Here is a 16,032-nt window from a genome sequence, read left to right on the forward strand (position 1 = left end):
CGGCTCTTGAGGCAGTACTTGCCGCGCGGAACGGATCTATCAGTCCATTCCCAAGCAAAACTCAGCGCAATTGCAAGACAACTCAACGAACGGCCTCTCAAGACCTTGCAATATCAGACGCCAGCAGAGAAGTTCGCACAGTGTGTTGCGTCGACCAGTTGAGATCGCCCGCCATTGTGGCCACTGGGCGCTCTGATTATCCGAACCAAGTGAACAATGTTTTGGGGTTCCCGTATCTGTTCCGTGGGGCGCTGGATATTCATGCGCGCGCCATCAATGACGAAATGAAGATCGCCTGCGCCCGCGCTTTGGCGCAACTCGCACGCGAAGATGTGCCTGACGAGGTCGCATTGGCTTACGGGCAAAAGCTGTCGTTTGGACGTGATTACATCATTCCGACGCCGTTTGATCCGCGTTTGATATACACCATTCCGCCAGCTGTCGCCAAAGCTGGCATGGATACGGGCGTGGCACGTCGCCCGATTGTTGACATGGCGGGGTATGAGCACGATCTCAAAGCGCGCATGGACCCAACAGCGCAGATTTTGCAGGGGCTTTACGCAAGGGCCCGTCAAGCACAGGCGACCATGGTTTTTGCCGAAGGCGATGATGCGCGCGTGTTGCGGGCGGCTGTGGCCTATCAACGTGGCGGGTTTGGCCGAGCTTTGGTTGTGGGCCGTGAAGATGACGTGAAGCAAAAGCTAAAGGACGAGGGCTTGACCGAAACCGCCACAGGTCTTGAAATCGTCAATGCCGCCAATACTGCGCATCTGTCGGAATATAAGTCTTTCTTGTACGATCGGTTGCAACGTTCTGGTCATGATCAAAAGGACATTCACCGCCTAGCGGCCCGTGATCGTCACTCGTTTTCGGCGCTTATGTTGGCCCACGGCCATGCGGATGGCTTGGTAACGGGGGCGACACGCAAATCGGCGCATGTTTTGGATCGGATAAATTCTGTTTTCGATGCCACCGCTGCGGATGGGGCTGTTGGGGTCACAGCGCTTTTGCATAAGGGGCGGATTGTCTTTATTTCGGACACTTTGGTGCATGAATGGCCTGATGAGAATGATCTCGCTGATATCGCAGAAGCAGCCGTACGTGTTGCGCGCGCGATGGGCATCGAGCCTCGTGTGGCTTTCGCGTCGTTTTCAACCTTTGGCTATCCTGTGTCTGAGCGCGCAAGCAAAATGCATTTGGCGCCAAAAGTTCTGGATGGTCGTGATGTTGATTTCGAATACGAGGGCGAGATGGCTGTTGATGTGGCACTTAACCCCGATGCTATGGCGAACTATCCCTTCTGCCGCCTGACAGGGCCTGCCAATATCTTGGTGGTTCCGGCGCGTCACTCGGCATCAATTTCTGTGAAACTGATGCAAGAGATGGCAGGCGCGACTGTTATTGGTCCGATTTTGACGGGTGTTGATAAGCCTATTCAAGTTTGTTCGACGGTTTCGACTGTTAATGATATCTTGAACATGGCGATCTTGGCAGCGTGTAAGGTCGGACAGATTAGCTAACAAAAAAGCAGGGAATCGCATGACAATTTTCAATCTTGGGTCGGTGAACATCGATCGGTTCTATGCGCTTCCCCATTTGCCGCAGCCGGGCGAAACACTTAGTGCTTCGAACTATTCTGTTGGCTTAGGTGGCAAGGGGATGAACCAATCTGTGGCCGCCGCACGGGCGGGTGCTAAAGTGCATCATATTGGTGCTATTGGACAATCAGACAATTGGGTGCGGGAGCGGATCGAAAGCTATGGCGTCGATTGTACCTATTTGCACGGACTGGATTACAACACAGGGCATGCGATTATCTATGTCGACGCCCATGGCGAAAACACCATCGTGCTGGACGCAGGCGCCAATACGCAGCAGGACACGCATTGTATTTCCAAAGCTATTGAGACCGCGAAATCTCACGATACGATGTTGTTGCAAAACGAAACCAATCTACAGCCACAGGCCGCAGAGTTGGCTTTGGCCAAGGGGGTGCGCGTAATCTATTCGGCAGCGCCTTTTTCGGTAGAAGCAGTCAGGCCATTGCTGCCGCATGTGTCGATATTGGTGATGAATGCGGTCGAAGCCGAGCAGTTGTGCAGCGAGATGGGTGTCACGTTAGATAAAATTCCAGTACCGCAAGTTCTGGTCACGCTGGGCGCAAAGGGCGCGATGTGGCGATCCAATGAAACTGGCGAGGTAATCGAGGTGACAGCGCCCAAAGTGGCAGCCGTTGACACAACTGCGGCAGGCGACACTTTTGCGGGGTATTTCGCTGCTGGGCTGGATTTGGGTCTATCCACACGCAAAGCCATGGATTGGGCGACGCAGGCCGCAGCGCTGAAAGTCACGCGCCATGGCACGGCGGATGCGATCCCTAAAGCGGTAGATGTTGCTGCTTTTCAAGCCAGCTAAAGCACAGCGTAGCAACAATAAAAAAAGGGACGCAAGTTGCGCCCCTTTTTCAATTCATATGTCTCAAAGCTTATTTGAAACGACGGTTGCGTGTCGCCAAAAGCTTCAAGCGCAAAGCGTTGAGTTGAATAAAGCCAGCCGCGTCTTTTTGATCGTATGCGCCAGCATCGTCTTCAAAGGTCACATGCGCTTCTGAGTACAGCGAGTGATCAGATGCACGTGCAACAGTGGAGGCAGAGCCTTTGTACAACTTCAAAGTCACGGTGCCTGTTACGTGTTCTTGTGACTTGTCGATCGCGGCTTGCAGCATTTCGCGCTCAGGTGAGTACCAGAAACCGTTGTAGATCAGCTCAGCGTAGCGTGGCATTAGGCTGTCTTTGAGGTGGCCAGAACCACTGTCGAGCGTGATTTGCTCGATGCCGCGGTGGGCTTCCAATAAGATCGTGCCGCCTGGTGTTTCATAGACGCCGCGAGATTTCATGCCCACGAAGCGGTTTTCAACAAAGTCCAAACGACCGATGCCGTGCTTGCGACCATATTCGTTCAAAGTTTCCAAAACAGTCGCTGGACTCAAGGCCGCGCCATTGATGGACACTGCGTCGCCTTGCTCAAATCCAACCTCAATGAACTCAGGCGTGTCTGGTGCATCTTCTGGGTTCACAGTGCGCTGGTGCACGTATTCTGGCGCGATCACGGCTGGATCTTCCAAAACTTTGCCCTCGGATGAGGTGTGCAGCATGTTGGCATCGACAGAAAATGGTGCTTCGCCGCGCTTGTCTTTGGCAACTGGAATTTGGTGCTGTTCCGCAAACTCAAGAAGGCGTGTACGAGATGTCAGATCCCATTCGCGCCATGGGGCGATCACTTTGATTTCTGGGTTCAGCGCGTAGGCGGCCAATTCGAAACGCACTTGGTCGTTGCCTTTGCCTGTCGCGCCATGGGCCACAGCGTCAGCGCCCGTCATTTCCGCGATCTCAACAAGGCGTTTGGAAATCAAAGGACGCGCAATAGAGGTGCCCAAGAGGTACTGGCCTTCATAAATCGCATTGGCACGGAACATCGGGAATACGAAATCACGCACAAATTCTTCGCGCACATCTTCGATAAAGATGTTCTCAGGCTTGATGCCGAGCAGCTCAGCTTTTGCACGAGCAGGCTCAAGCTCTTCACCTTGACCCAAATCGGCGGTAAAGGTCACAACTTCGCAACCGTATTCGGTCTGAAGCCATTTCAAAATGATCGATGTATCAAGACCGCCTGAGTAGGCGAGGACGACTTTTTTGGGCGCGGACATTGGCTTTTTCCTTTTGCGGATATCGCTTGGGCGATTACCGAGTTTTTGCGCCAAGAGCAAGGTTTCACGCCCTGAAAGCTTTTTGTTTGCGTGTAAAAGCCCTAAGTGTTGCCTAATACAATTGGGAATGGACCAAGATGACTGGATATTTGCTGTTTAAGCACGCTGTACAACGCGTGTTTCGAAATCTGGACGATGCATTGGCGATCTCTGGTTTGATCTGGATCGCGACCATGGCCGTACTTATTTTGTCATCGGCCATCGCGCCCCCTCTTTTGACGGTCGATGATTGGTCGGCAGCATCGCCTTTTGCGCGCTGGATCAACATTGGAAGCAATATGACTGTTATCTTCGTGAGCATCTGGATTGCAGTCGAATGGCATCGGTTTGCACTGCTCGGCGAACGGCCACAAACGATTTTGCCACCTTTGCGCAGATCACATTTGGTCGACTACTTTGTGAAGTCTCTATTGATTCTACTTGTGTTGTTTGGGGTCATGATGGCTGGCCTTATGGTGCTGATGCTGTTGACAGCGCTCTTGGGTGGTTTTGGTGCAATCTCATTTGCATTGGTGTTTGTTGTTCTTGTTTTTGTTGTTCTTGTTTTCTATCGAATTTCGCCGTTGCTGCCTGCTGCGGCTATGGGCGAAGACATGAAGCTCGCAGCTGCGTGGGCGGCAACCAAACCTTACACGGCACAGATTTCGCAAGCCGCAATCTTGCTTCTAATGGGCACCTTTGCAATGCAAGTTTTAGGTATTCTATTTGGGCAAGGTTTATTTGGGTTGATCTATTCGCTTGTCACAGGATGGATCGCTTTGATGGTCGGCGTCAGCCTTTTGTCTTCGATTTATGAACTCGCAGCATCAAAGGCAGACAGATGACGCAAAGCGTAGATATCACCGGACCCGCCCGCGAGGCCGCGCAATTGGTGCGCAAATTGTTCGAGCCGACGCCTTGCGCGCGCAATGATCACCTTTCGCAAAAATACGATGCCGACATTTGGCTGAAACGCGAAGACCTTACCCCTGTGCGCAGCTATAAAATTCGCGGTGCGGTGAATGCGATGAGCCGCGCCCGTGCGCAAGACCCAAAACTTGATCTATTTGTCTGCGCTTCTGCTGGCAATCATGCGCAAGGTGTGGCCTTTGCCTGTCGCCATTTTGGGGTCAAAGGTGTCATTTTTATGCCTGTCACCACGCCCAAGCAAAAGATCGAAAAGACCAAAATCTTTGGCGGCGATAATATCGAAGTGCGCATGGTTGGGGATTATTTCGATGATACTTTGGCCTCGGCCAAAACCTTTTGCGATGACGCATCTGGGTACTTTTTGGCGCCTTTTGACGATGTTGATGTCATCGCAGGGCAAGCCTCCGTCGCTGTTGAATTCATGGATCAGATGACAGACGCGCCAGATGTGGTTATTTTGCCCGTCGGTGGTGGTGGATTGTCTGCCGGTGTTGTTCAGTATTTGGCCAAAGTGTCGCCGAGCACGGAAATCTATTTTGTTGAACCCAGCGGAGGGCCTTCCTTGGCTGCAGCCGTGACCGCAGGCAAACCTGTGACGCTCACTTCGGTTGATAGTTTTGTTGATGGTGCCGCTGTTGCCCAGATTGGCGCGATCCCTTTTTCTGCATTGAAGCAGGTCGAGCAACGTCAGTTGTTGACGGCGCCAGAGAATCGCATTTGCGCGACAATGATCGAGATGCTCAACATTGAAGGTATCGTTCTAGAACCTGCGGGCGCGCTTGCGATTGACGCTTTGCAAGATTTGAAAGAGGTGATCCGCGGGCGCAGGGTTTTATGCGTTGCATCGGGCGGGAATTTTGATTTTGAACGGCTACCTGAAGTGAAGGAGCGGGCGCAAAAGTATCTTGAGCTTAAAAAATATTTCATCTTACGCATGCCGCAAAGACCAGGCGCCTTGCGCGATTTTTTGGATTTATTGGGAGATACAGACGACGTTGCACGGTTTGAGTATCTCAAAAAATCCGCACGCAATTTTGGGTCTGTTTTGATAGGAATTGAAACGGATCACCCAAAGAATTTTGAACGCTTGTTTCATAAAATGGATCAAGCTGGCCTTGTGTACAAAGACATTACCAATGATCAAGCGCTGTCTGAGTTCGTGCTTTAACTTCGCAATATGATGTCAGTTTTGGCCGTGAATTCGGCGCGCGAAGCTTTGAAAGACACCAAAATTTTATTCAAATCGACGGTGTCAGAGGCACCTGCGGCGGAGGCTGTTTCCCCAAATTGGCAAAGACTGGAAAAGGTCGCAAATCCCAAATTCATAGAGCTGCCTTTTAAAAAATGCAGATCTTCTTCGAGTTTGGTGCGATCATCGGTTGCCTCAAGTCGCTCAATAACTTCATCCACTTCCTCAAGGAAGAGTTCAACAACTTCGCCAAAATCCTCTGCGCCCACTTCATCACGCAATTCGGTAACGCGGTTCCAATCAATCATCTGAGCACTCCTTTAATTCTTTTTGGCAGGGGAGACTTAAGATCGCGTAACTTTCTACAATAATTACAATCAATTTTATATTTAAGGCGTCATTAAGTTGCGCAGGTCAATGTAGCGAAAACCACGATATTTAGGTTGGAAAATTCTATTGGCTATCGCGCAACAAAAGCAAGCATACCTCAAAGTCGTTCCTGAGCGAGGTGTCGTTAACAACGTTTTGGTTGTCGATGACTCTAGGGCGCAGCGGCGGATATTGTCGTCCTATCTTGGGCGGTGGGGCTATACCGTGTTCGAAGCAGAGTCCGGCAATACCGCCTTAGTGATTTGCGAGATGGAAAAAATTGACCTCATTGTCTCGGATTGGATGATGCCAGGGTTAAGTGGTCTCGATTTTTGCCGCATTTTCCGCACATTAGAGCGTGACGATTATGGGTACTTCATCTTACTGACGTCAAAATCAGACAAGGCGGAGGTGGCGGAAGGTTTGGATGTCGGTGCTGACGATTTTTTGACGAAACCTGTTGCAGGCGACGAACTTTTGGCGCGTATCCGAGCTGGTGAGCGCATTTTGAAAATGCAGCGCGAATTGTCTGCCAAAAACGAACTTGTCACCTCAACATTGCAAGAAATTTCTGCCCTTTATGATTCGCTTGACCGTGATCTGGTTGAGGCACGAAAACTGCAGCAATCGCTTGTAAAGGATCGGTTTAAAGACTTTGGTACGGCCCAAGTGTCACTTTTGCTGCGCCCAAGTGGCCATGTGGGTGGCGATCTTGTCGGGTTTTTCCCAATTAATGACAATCAGTTTGGTGTGTTTTCGATAGACGTATCGGGACATGGTGTTGCCTCGGCCCTAATGACTGCGCGTCTAGCGGCCTATTTGACTGGTTCTACATCTGATCAAAATCTCGCAATTACGCAGTCCGATGATGGGACCCACATCGCCAGATCTCCAGCGGACGTTGCGAAAACACTGAATACTTTGATGTTGAAAGAAATGGAGACGGACCTCTATTTCACCATGATATTAGGACATTTTGATCGGACAAATGGCAAGTTTGTTATGACCCAGTGCGGTCATCCACATCCTGCGATTCAACACATAGACGGAACGGTTGAGTATTTCGGGGGCGGTGGGCTACCGATTGGCTTGATCCCTGACGCGATCTTTGATGATTTTGAAATTCAAATTTCAGAAGGAGAAAGAATTATTCTTCTATCCGATGGCGTCACTGAATGCCCAGATGGCGCTGATGGTATGTTGGGTGAAGATGGCCTGATCACCTTGGTTGAAAATATTGCAGATCTGACGGGCAGTGCGTTTTTTGATACGATGCTTTGGGATCTCAACAACTTCAACAATGACAAAGACTTCCCCGACGATATTTCAGCTATTCTGCTTGAGTACACAGGCCCAAGTACTGAGTAAGGGCAGCCTTATCGCCTGGATTTCCAAGGCGTTCGATGGCTTGCGCAAAGGGTACCCATTTTGCGGTATGACCAATTTCAGTTGGGGCGCCGAGGCAGCGAACAGGGCGGGCAATATATATTTTGCAAACTTTTTCCGCCCACATATCGTAGTCAGGCATGAATACGAACCTGCGAAAGGCGTGAAAAAATTGTGGTTTTGAGATGCGCCAGCCTGTTTCCTCAATCACCTCACGATGTAGTGCCGCAACTGGAGACTCGCCTTTGTCGATGCCGCCACCTGGAAGCTGAAATTCTGGCGTAGGGGCCGCTTGATGGGTCAAAAGCAAAGAGCCATTTAAAGGCAAAATTGCATAGGCTCCGGGGCGCAATGTGTAGGAAATGCCGTTTATTTTTGGATCACCATAGCGTCGAATCATATCTAGCCCTTTTTCCAGAGGTTGCCGCCCTTATATGAACAAGGTATGCCAACCTGCGACGTGCAAGGGAACCGAAAATGCTTGGATCAAAAATCGCTTGGGATGACACTGTTCTCCCGTTTCAACTCGATCAATCAGATGTACGCGGTCGTGTGGCCCGTCTTGATGGTGTTCTTGAGCAGGTTCTCGAGCAACATGATTACCCGCCGGTGATCGAGGCGCTCGTTGCTGAGGTCGCGTTGCTGACAGCGATGATCGGTCAAACGATTAAACTGCGGTGGAAGCTATCGATTCAAATTCGCAGCAATGGCCCCGCGCGAATTATTGCGACCGATTACTATGCGCCCACCGCCGACGGCAAACCTGCGCGTATCCGTGCATATGCCTCGTATGATAGTGAGCGTCTTGACCTTGATGGCGTTGCTTTTGATCAGGTTGGCAAAGGCTATTTTGCGATTTTGATCGACCAAGGTGAGGGCAACAAACCTTATCAAGGCATCACGCCGCTTACAGGTGAGTCGCTGTCTCACTGTGCTGAGGCGTATTTCGCCCAGTCGGAGCAACTTCCAACACGTTTTGAACTTGCTTTCGGACGCTCGACGCTGGCTGGCGATGATGAAAAATGGCGTGCTGGCGGCGTTATGTTGCAAAAAATGCCCAAAGCTTCACCGGGTGCCGCGCCTCTTGAGGGCACGAGCGACGATGGTCTGCTGACAGCCTATGATATTTTGGATGGTAATGATTTTGAAAACTGGAATCGCGCCAATATTTTGCTTGATACAGTTGATCCATTGGAGTTGATCGGGCCGAGTGTGCAGCCAACCGATTTGCTGGTGCGTTTGTTCCACGAGGACAAGCCCCGCGTGTTTGACGCGCAGCCGATCGCCTTTGGATGCAGCTGTTCTGAGGAAAGCGTTCGCAGCAGTCTTTCTATCTATTCTGCGAAAGACATTGCAACGATGACCACAGAAGAGGGCATCGTGTCTGCGGATTGCCAATTTTGCGGTGCGCATTACGTTATGGATCCGACGACACTTGGGTTCCAAGCAAAGGCAAAAACTGATGGTGACGCGGATTGATAGATTAGGGATAGAGCGTGCGCTGTCACATGACGGGCGCCCGTCTTCTGATTTTGATCTCAATCCCGAGGCGCGCCCAAAATCGATTTCTTTGAAGCCTGCAGGCGTTCTGTTGCCGATTATTGAGCGAGATAGCGGTCTTCAACTTATTCTCACCAAGCGATCTTCGACGATCAAGCATCATCCGGGTCAAATCGCATTTCCAGGTGGGCGCGTGGACCCGAGCGATGCGTCGCATATCGAAGCGGCTTTGCGTGAGGCTGATGAGGAAATCGGCCTAGCACCCAAAAACGTCGACGTGCTCGGTGAGCTGCCAACTCATGAAACCGTATCGAATTACATCATGCATCCCGTGGTTGGTTGGATCACTCAGGATTTCACGCCGCGCTTAGAGGCGGCAGAGGTGTCCGAGATGTTTGAAGTGCCTTTAATGCATGTTTTGGATATGTCGAATTACACCGTTCAATCTCGTATTTGGCGCGGACAGGTGCGTAAATTTTATACTGTTCCTTATGGCCCCTATTACATTTGGGGCGCCACGGCGCGGGTGTTGCGATCTTTCGCGCAAAAGGTGATCCTGTGACGTCGGTCAAAACATGCGATTGGTTCCAAGCGGATGCCACGCAAACCGTCATCGAAATGTTCAAAGCGGCAGGTCAATCGGCTTATTTTGTTGGCGGCTGTATCCGCAACAGTTTGATGGGCGTGCCTGTGACTGACTTGGATATCTCGACGCCGATGCCGCCTGAAGATGTGATGAGCCTCGCAAAATCTGTAGGACTGAAGTCCATTCCTACAGGGATCGAACACGGAACGGTTACTGTCGTCGCGGGTGGCGAACCTTTTGAAATTACAACCTTTCGGCGTGATGTGGCCACAGATGGACGGCACGCGGTTGTCGCTTTCGCAGATAATTTGGAAGACGACGCCTGTCGTCGCGATTTTACCATGAATGCCCTCTACGCAGATCTAGACGGCGCAGTGTTGGATCCGCTTGGTGGCATGAGCGATTTGATGACGCGCAAAGTGCGCTTCATCGGCGCGCCTCAGGACCGTATCCGCGAGGACTATTTGCGTATTCTGCGGTTTTTCCGATTCCATGCTGTGTACGGCGACGATGATGCCGGCCTTGATGCGGATGCGCTGGCAGGTTGTGCCAAAAACCTAGACGGATTAAATGGCTTGTCCAAGGAGCGTGTCGGTTCAGAAATCGTCAAACTTTTATCTGCGCGCGATCCAAGTACAGCTATTGGCGCGATGGATGCGACTGGCGTGTTGCAGGCGATTTTACCCGGAGCGTCTGGACGATCGCTGTACCCCTATGTGTCGCAAGAATTTCACATCGATCCCATGGCTCGGCTTGCCGCGCTGGGCGGCAAAGATGCTGGGCCTTTGCTCAAACTGTCCAAAAAGCAATTTGTGCGACTGGAAAAGTTCAAAGCGGCGATGGGTTTTGGCCGTACGATTGAGGTGATCGCATTTGAAGAGGGGGCCGACATTGCGTTCTGCATCGCGGCCTTGCGGGCTGCTGTGTTCGAGCAGCCATTGCATTTAGATATAGAAGCGCAAATCTTGGCTGCGTCAAAACAGGTTTTCCCCGTCAAAGCGCAAGATTTGATGCCCGACTATACCGGTGCTGAGCTTGGGGGCGCGTTGAAGATGTTACAACGTGCTTGGCTGGAGTCCGGTTTTGCCCTAACCAAGGCAAAATTGATGCAGATATTGGAAACCAAGTCGACATGACACACATTGAAATCACACGACTTGGTCACCACGGCGATGGTATTGCGGCTGGCCCAATCTTTGCTGCTAAAACATTGCCCGGTGAAATCGTTGAAGGCGAGATCACAGGCGATCGCATTTTAAGCCCTAGTGTCGTCACCCCATCGCCTGATCGCGTTAAACCACCTTGCGCGCATTTCAAAGCCTGCGGAGGCTGTGCCTTGCAGCATGCCTCAGACGATTTTGTCGTGAACTGGAAATCCGATGTCGTGCACACAGCTTTGTCGCACCAAGGTATCGATGTGCCGATTTCGAGTGTTTTTACGTCGCCAAGCCAATCACGCCGACGTGCGACTTTTGCGGGGCGTCGCACAAAAAAAGGCGTTTTGGTTGGGTTGCATGGGCGCGCCTCAGGCACTTTGGTGCCTGTGCCTGATTGTGTGTTGATGACGCAAAAAATCATGGATGGGATGCCTGCTTTTGAATCTCTGGTTCAAATCGGTGGGTCGCGCCGTGTTGAGATGGCGATAACCGTGACGGATTCTGACGCTGGCTTGGATGTTTCAGTTGTGGATGGCAAAGAGCTCGACATGGAATTGCGGTCTGATTTGGCTGGGGTTGTGCGCGAACATGGCATCATTCGCCTGTCATGGAATGGCGATGAGGTTGTTCAGGAAACGCGCCCCTTTTTGTCCTTTGGTCGCGCTCGCCTTGTGCCGCCTCCAGGCGCATTTTTGCAAGCCACGCGTCACGGCGAACAGTCCCTGATTTCTTTGATGAAAGAGGCTGTGTCTGGTGCTGAACGCGTGGTTGATCTTTTTGCGGGGTGTGGCACATTTGCTTTGCCAATGGCAGAATTTGCTGAGGTTCATGCGGTCGAGGGCGAACATGAGATGCTCAAAAGCCTGTCAGAGGCATGGAAAACAGCGCCTGGGTTAAAGCCCGTCACTGTTGCCACGCGTGACTTGTTCCGCCAGCCTTTGTTGCCAGAAGAGCTCAATAAATTTGACGCTGCGATCATTGATCCGCCACGTGCGGGCGCTTTGGCGCAAACCGGCGAATTGGCCAAAAGCAACCTACGCTCTATTGGCTTTGTGTCGTGCAATCCTGTGACTTTTGGACGGGACGCTAAAACGCTTGTCGAGGCAGGTTTTGCAATCGATTGGCTGCATGTTGTGGACCAATTCCGGTGGTCGCCTCACGTGGAAATTGCAGCGAAATTTAGCCGCACCTGACACAAAATTTACTTTCAGCATTGTGATTGCTGGCGTATACGCAGCAAAAAGCAGGGTTGGATATACGACAATGGAACGCCGCAAACTTTTGGCAGGCTTGGCTGCGGTTAGCCTTTTCCCGACAGTTACGCTTGCAAGCGCCTTTTCTCCTTATACTGGACCGCGTGTGACCCGTGTGGTGCTGTACAAGGGCAGGCGACGTTTATATTTGCTGAGTGGAACCAAGATATTGAAAAAATACAAGGTTGGTCTTGGGGGTGTGCCTGTGGGCCATAAGCAATTTGAAGGTGATGGTAAAACACCCGAGGGCAGCTATATTATTGATCGCAGAAATCCGCGTTCACAGTACCATCTGTCGATTGGAATTTCGTACCCAAATAGCCGAGACATAGCCTATGCGCGTCAGCATGGTCGCAGCCCAGGCGGCGAAATTTTTATCCATGGACGGGCTGGCGGACACAAAGGACGCGGAAAAGATTGGACTGCGGGCTGTATCGCCGTCAAAGACAGGCACATGGAAGAAATTTACATGATGGTCACGACAGGAACGCAAATCGACATCCATCCTTAGAATGTCGCAAGCGATAAACTACTCGGCGCTTGCGAATTGCGGCGCAGCGCCACCCAAAATCAGTGTCCACCAAAGTTTGCCGCTTTGTTCCTGATACCATGCAAAACCAAGATCCGTTGCACGACGATCCAAAATGATTTCGCGTGTATCCGATTGCTCCATCCAGGCACCCAAAGTTTCCAGTTCGGATTCATATGTTTCCGAAATGTTTTCACCGAGCATAGTGCCAGCATAGCCTGAGCGCGCTACGCGATCGATTGGTGACGATCCGTCAGATCCAAAGTGCCATGGGCGATTTTGATTTTTCATGTCTTGCGCATGGGTGGCTGCCGCTGCGTTGAGATTGGCATTTAAGGTGACTTCTGGTGCGCCTGCCGCGGCACGTAAGGCATTGATTGAATCCAGCATGCGGTACTGAACCGTGGCTTCTTGACGTGCTCCGATCCGGTACACACGTGGAAGCGGTTTTCCATCGGGACCCAATGTTGAAGTGTTGCTTTCGCAGGCACTTAGGCCGATAATGGAAACAAGAAGTAGAACAATGAAACGCGTCATCTTTTTTGGGTACCCCGAATTCGATCTTAGAATCACCTATCCTGAAAATGATGCCGGATCAAATCATGTCCGCGTGTTTTCGCCGCCCACGTTTGTTTGATTTGCGACTGCGACAATCGAGCCATATACATAGTTCAACGAAATAACTGTTTTAGGGTCCATCATGACCAATACATTCGATAAGAAACTTTCAAGACGCGTCTTTGTTACAACCACAACGGCTTGTCTTGCCGCACCCGCTTTTGCGCAAACGGAGAACTCCACTGAAGTCGAACGTGATATTTCTGAAGTTGTGCGTCGCAATATTTCGAGCTTCCGCTCTTTGGATTGGCGTCCATATTTCGACAACACACGCAACGGCGCGATTTTGGTCGATACCACGTCCAGAGCGTTGCACTATTGGAGTGAAGACCAGTCGCTTTACAAATTGTACCCGACGTCTGTTCCATTGTCCGAGGATCTAACCCGCCTTGGTCGTACGTCGGTTATTCGCAAAGTGGAAGGTCCGTCATGGGCACCTACGCCATCTATGCGTATCCGCAACCCTGAATGGCCAAGCTTTGTTGGGCCGGGTCCTGACAATCCGTTGGGCACACACGCTTTGTACTTGTCTTGGACCTATTACCGTATTCACGGAACGCACGACACGCGCAAAATCGGTCGTCGATCTTCAAACGGTTGCATTGGCTTGTACAACGAACACATCGCCGAATTGTATGAGCTGGCGAAAAACGGCACGCAGGTTTTGTTGATTTAAGGCGACGGCATCGGAATTTTATAGGATGGCGGCCCTGTAATAAGGGGCCGCCATTTTTGTTTCGAATGCTAAACCCAACCAGCGAGATTGGTTTCGATGACTGTGCATAGCGCTGAAATATGCGCGTCATCATCGTTCAGGCAGGGAATGTACAAGAAATCTTCGCCACCAGCGTGCTCAAAGCTTTCTTTGATTTCCTCGTTGATCTCTTCAAGCGTTTCGATGCAATCGGCGGAAAACGCGGGCGCGCAGACTGCGATGCTTTTGTTGCCGGCTTGTGCCTGACGGGCAACTTCTTCAACGGTGTAGGGCTGCAGCCACTCTTCGGGTCCAAATTTGGACTGGAAGGTTGTCATAATCTCTGTACTGGCCCAACCCAGCCGCTCTTTGAGTAAACGCGTCGTTTTGTGGCAGTGGCAATGATAGGGATCGCCACCTTCTTTCAGGTAGCGTTCCGGCAGGCCATGATACGAACAAATCAGAATATCAGGCTTTTTGGGTGCATTGGCATAACCACGCTCGATGGATTGCGCTAAGGCATCGATATATTCGGGTTTGTCAAAATAGGGCTCGACTGTTCGCGATGCGGGCTGCCAATTTTCGTCCATAAGCGCGCGAAAGAACTCATCGTTTGCGGTTCCAATGGTGGCGCCTGCGTATTGTGGGTAAAGCGGAAAGAACAAAATCTTTGTGCAGCCTTCCGCAACCATCTTAGCCACTTTGGATTTGGTCGATGGATTGCCGTAGCGCATACAGTAATCGACCATGACTTCATCGCCATATTTAGATCCTAATGCAGCTGAAATAGCAGTTGTTTGCTGTTTCGTGATCGTCGCAAGCGGGCTTTCATTGGCTTCGTTGTTCCAGATGGATTTATAGGCCGCGCCAGATTTAGAGGGGCGGATGGTCAATATGATGCCCTGCAAAATTGGTTGCCATTTCCATGCTGGATAATCGATGACCCGTTTGTCTGACAAAAATTCACTCAAATACCGGCGCATCGACCAGTAATCTGTCGCATCAGGCGTGCCCAGGTTTGCCAAAAGCACGCCAATTTTTTGCTTTGGAATTTTCGGGTGATCGGTTGCCGCATGCGCTGGGCAAACGGCATCGGCAGCATTTGTATTGAGCTGTGTTGGCTTCATAGTTCCCATCGCGTGATCCTGTCTTTTTGTATTCTGTTAGGCTAGGGCGCAGTTAAAATTGTTCAAGTCTGTTGCGCTTCATTGGGCAAGTTGAATTCTTTGGCGCCAAGCACATCTGCCAATCTCGTTTTGGCCGATCCGGGCATCAAGGGCTTGGGTTGGCTGGCGTCTGGGGCCCAGCCGGTCAAGAACACCATGTCAAAAGTCGCATTCAGTCGGTCCTGTTCTGAGAAGTGTTTTTTGTAGAATACTTCGGTAGCGTCGAACAGCGCGCGCGTCGCATTTTTACGTGATCGCGCCTGCAATGCTGACGTCTCGCCCATGGCGCGCAGATCGCGAATAAGGTGGGTTAGAGACGAAAACGTCACTTTTGTGGTCGTTTTATCTGCGACAGGCAACGCAAAAGAGGCACGTTGCAATAGGCCCCCAAGGTCGCGCAGTTCACCCATCGGCAGCACACGCGGCGACAGCCCGCCGTAGCATTCGATCTCGGCCTGAGACAAACATGATCGCAGCTCGTGAAGAGTTTGATCGCCAAAAAACGCAGCGATCATCAGTCCGTCAGGTTTCAAGGCGCGATTGCATTGAATGAGTTGACCAACAGGATCATTGGCCCAATGCAAAGACATGGCGTGAATGACAAGATCATGCTGGCGCTCTTGCAGGTTTAACAGATCATCATCGGCGACAACCGTTGCAGCAGGGAACCAAGATTGCCAAAGCTCGGGGAAACCGGTGACAATTGCCGGCGACGTAAACGATTTGTTAACCATGTCGAGCCGATCTTGGATTTCAAGACGTGCCTCATGGTGCAAAAAGAAATCTCCCCCTATGCGCTTGGCGCGCAAACGGTTGCGCATCAATTGAGCGCGATCAACAAGAGGGGCGGTATTGGACATAAGCTCTCTTCCAGTGAAGTTGGGCCAACTTAGGAAGTCATGCGCAA

At 51.2% G+C, this 16,032-nt stretch carries 16 protein-coding genes and 2 pseudogenes; 12 read left to right on the top strand and 6 right to left on the bottom strand.

Translation table 11 applies throughout. The annotated features are described in order from the left end of the window. The 3 genes and pseudogenes from WNY38_RS09480 to WNY38_RS09490 all read left to right on the top strand — a co-directional run. Positions 1-162, top strand: a pseudogene (locus WNY38_RS09480) (IS30 family transposase); the annotation flags it as partial. Next, positions 159-1,520, top strand: a pseudogene (locus tag WNY38_RS09485) (phosphate acyltransferase); the annotation flags it as partial. The pseudogenes WNY38_RS09480 and WNY38_RS09485, both read left to right, overlap by 4 nt. A gap of 19 nt (positions 1,521-1,539) precedes the next feature. Then, positions 1,540-2,415, top strand: coding sequence for a ribokinase (locus WNY38_RS09490; protein ID WP_342857102.1), 876 nt, complete (start codon positions 1,540-1,542; stop codon positions 2,413-2,415). Between the two features lie 70 nt (positions 2,416-2,485). Here WNY38_RS09490 and WNY38_RS09495 read toward each other — a convergent pair whose 3' ends face one another. Further along, positions 2,486-3,709: an argininosuccinate synthase gene (locus WNY38_RS09495; RefSeq protein ID WP_342857103.1), complete on the bottom strand. Its 1,224-nt coding sequence runs from the start codon at positions 3,707-3,709 to the stop codon at positions 2,486-2,488. A gap of 137 nt (positions 3,710-3,846) precedes the next feature. Between WNY38_RS09495 and WNY38_RS09500 the strand changes: the two genes are divergently transcribed. Then, complete coding sequence (locus WNY38_RS09500; RefSeq protein WP_342857104.1) at positions 3,847-4,593, top strand: hypothetical protein; 747 nt, start codon at positions 3,847-3,849, stop codon at positions 4,591-4,593. Next, complete coding sequence (gene ilvA / locus WNY38_RS09505) at positions 4,590-5,846, top strand: threonine ammonia-lyase IlvA (protein WP_342857105.1); 1,257 nt, start codon at positions 4,590-4,592, stop codon at positions 5,844-5,846. The genes WNY38_RS09500 and ilvA overlap by 4 nt, the downstream gene beginning before the upstream one ends. On the opposite strand, the gene WNY38_RS09510 is transcribed toward ilvA, so the two are convergent. Beyond that, positions 5,843-6,175: an Hpt domain-containing protein gene (locus WNY38_RS09510; RefSeq protein ID WP_342857106.1), complete on the bottom strand. Its 333-nt coding sequence runs from the start codon at positions 6,173-6,175 to the stop codon at positions 5,843-5,845. The genes ilvA and WNY38_RS09510 overlap by 4 nt on opposite strands. Positions 6,176-6,323: 148 nt before the next feature. Between WNY38_RS09510 and WNY38_RS09515 the strand changes: the two genes are divergently transcribed. Then, the gene (locus tag WNY38_RS09515; protein ID WP_342857107.1) at positions 6,324-7,604 is read left to right on the top strand and encodes a SpoIIE family protein phosphatase; all 1,281 of its coding nucleotides are present in this window, start codon (positions 6,324-6,326) and stop codon (positions 7,602-7,604) included. Here WNY38_RS09515 and WNY38_RS09520 read toward each other — a convergent pair. Further along, complete coding sequence (locus tag WNY38_RS09520) at positions 7,567-8,022, bottom strand: NUDIX hydrolase (RefSeq protein ID WP_342857108.1); 456 nt, start codon at positions 8,020-8,022, stop codon at positions 7,567-7,569. The genes WNY38_RS09515 and WNY38_RS09520 overlap by 38 nt on opposite strands. 77 nt (positions 8,023-8,099) lie before the next feature. On the opposite strand from WNY38_RS09520, the gene WNY38_RS09525 reads away from it, so the two are divergent. From WNY38_RS09525 to WNY38_RS09545, 5 genes are all read left to right on the top strand, one after another. Then, entirely contained in the window at positions 8,100-9,101 is a 1,002-nt protein-coding gene (locus WNY38_RS09525; RefSeq protein ID WP_342857109.1) for an Hsp33 family molecular chaperone HslO, read from the top strand. After that, on the top strand, positions 9,085-9,684 hold the full coding sequence (locus tag WNY38_RS09530; RefSeq protein WP_342857110.1) for a CoA pyrophosphatase: 600 nt from the start codon (positions 9,085-9,087) through the stop codon (positions 9,682-9,684). The genes WNY38_RS09525 and WNY38_RS09530 overlap by 17 nt, the downstream gene beginning before the upstream one ends. Then, positions 9,681-10,844, top strand: coding sequence for a CCA tRNA nucleotidyltransferase (locus WNY38_RS09535; RefSeq protein WP_342857111.1), 1,164 nt, complete (start codon positions 9,681-9,683; stop codon positions 10,842-10,844). The genes WNY38_RS09530 and WNY38_RS09535 overlap by 4 nt, the downstream gene beginning before the upstream one ends. Continuing rightward, positions 10,841-12,058, top strand: coding sequence for a class I SAM-dependent RNA methyltransferase (locus WNY38_RS09540; RefSeq protein ID WP_342857112.1), 1,218 nt, complete (start codon positions 10,841-10,843; stop codon positions 12,056-12,058). The genes WNY38_RS09535 and WNY38_RS09540 overlap by 4 nt, the downstream gene beginning before the upstream one ends. A 70-nt stretch (positions 12,059-12,128) precedes the next feature. Then, positions 12,129-12,629: a L,D-transpeptidase family protein gene (locus WNY38_RS09545; protein ID WP_342857113.1), complete on the top strand. Its 501-nt coding sequence runs from the start codon at positions 12,129-12,131 to the stop codon at positions 12,627-12,629. 18 nt (positions 12,630-12,647) lie between these two features. Here the strand turns inward: WNY38_RS09545 and WNY38_RS09550 are convergent, their stop codons facing one another. Continuing rightward, entirely contained in the window at positions 12,648-13,184 is a 537-nt protein-coding gene (locus WNY38_RS09550) for a CAP domain-containing protein (RefSeq protein WP_342857114.1), read from the bottom strand. Between the two features lie 163 nt (positions 13,185-13,347). Between WNY38_RS09550 and WNY38_RS09555 the strand changes: the two genes are divergently transcribed. Further along, entirely contained in the window at positions 13,348-13,941 is a 594-nt protein-coding gene (locus tag WNY38_RS09555) for a L,D-transpeptidase (RefSeq protein ID WP_342857115.1), read from the top strand. 68 nt (positions 13,942-14,009) lie between these two features. Here the strand turns inward: WNY38_RS09555 and hemH are convergent, their stop codons facing one another. Both hemH and WNY38_RS09565 read right to left on the bottom strand, forming a co-directional pair. After that, positions 14,010-15,095, bottom strand: a complete 1,086-nt coding sequence (hemH, locus tag WNY38_RS09560) for a ferrochelatase (protein ID WP_342857116.1) — start codon at positions 15,093-15,095, stop codon at positions 14,010-14,012. A gap of 53 nt (positions 15,096-15,148) precedes the next feature. Then, complete coding sequence (locus tag WNY38_RS09565; RefSeq protein WP_342857117.1) at positions 15,149-15,985, bottom strand: methyltransferase domain-containing protein; 837 nt, start codon at positions 15,983-15,985, stop codon at positions 15,149-15,151. Positions 15,986-16,032 lie beyond the last annotated feature (47 nt).

Origin of the sequence: Pacificibacter sp. AS14 (assembly GCF_038899935.1) — a bacterium.
GTDB lineage: Bacteria > Pseudomonadota > Alphaproteobacteria > Rhodobacterales > Rhodobacteraceae > Celeribacter.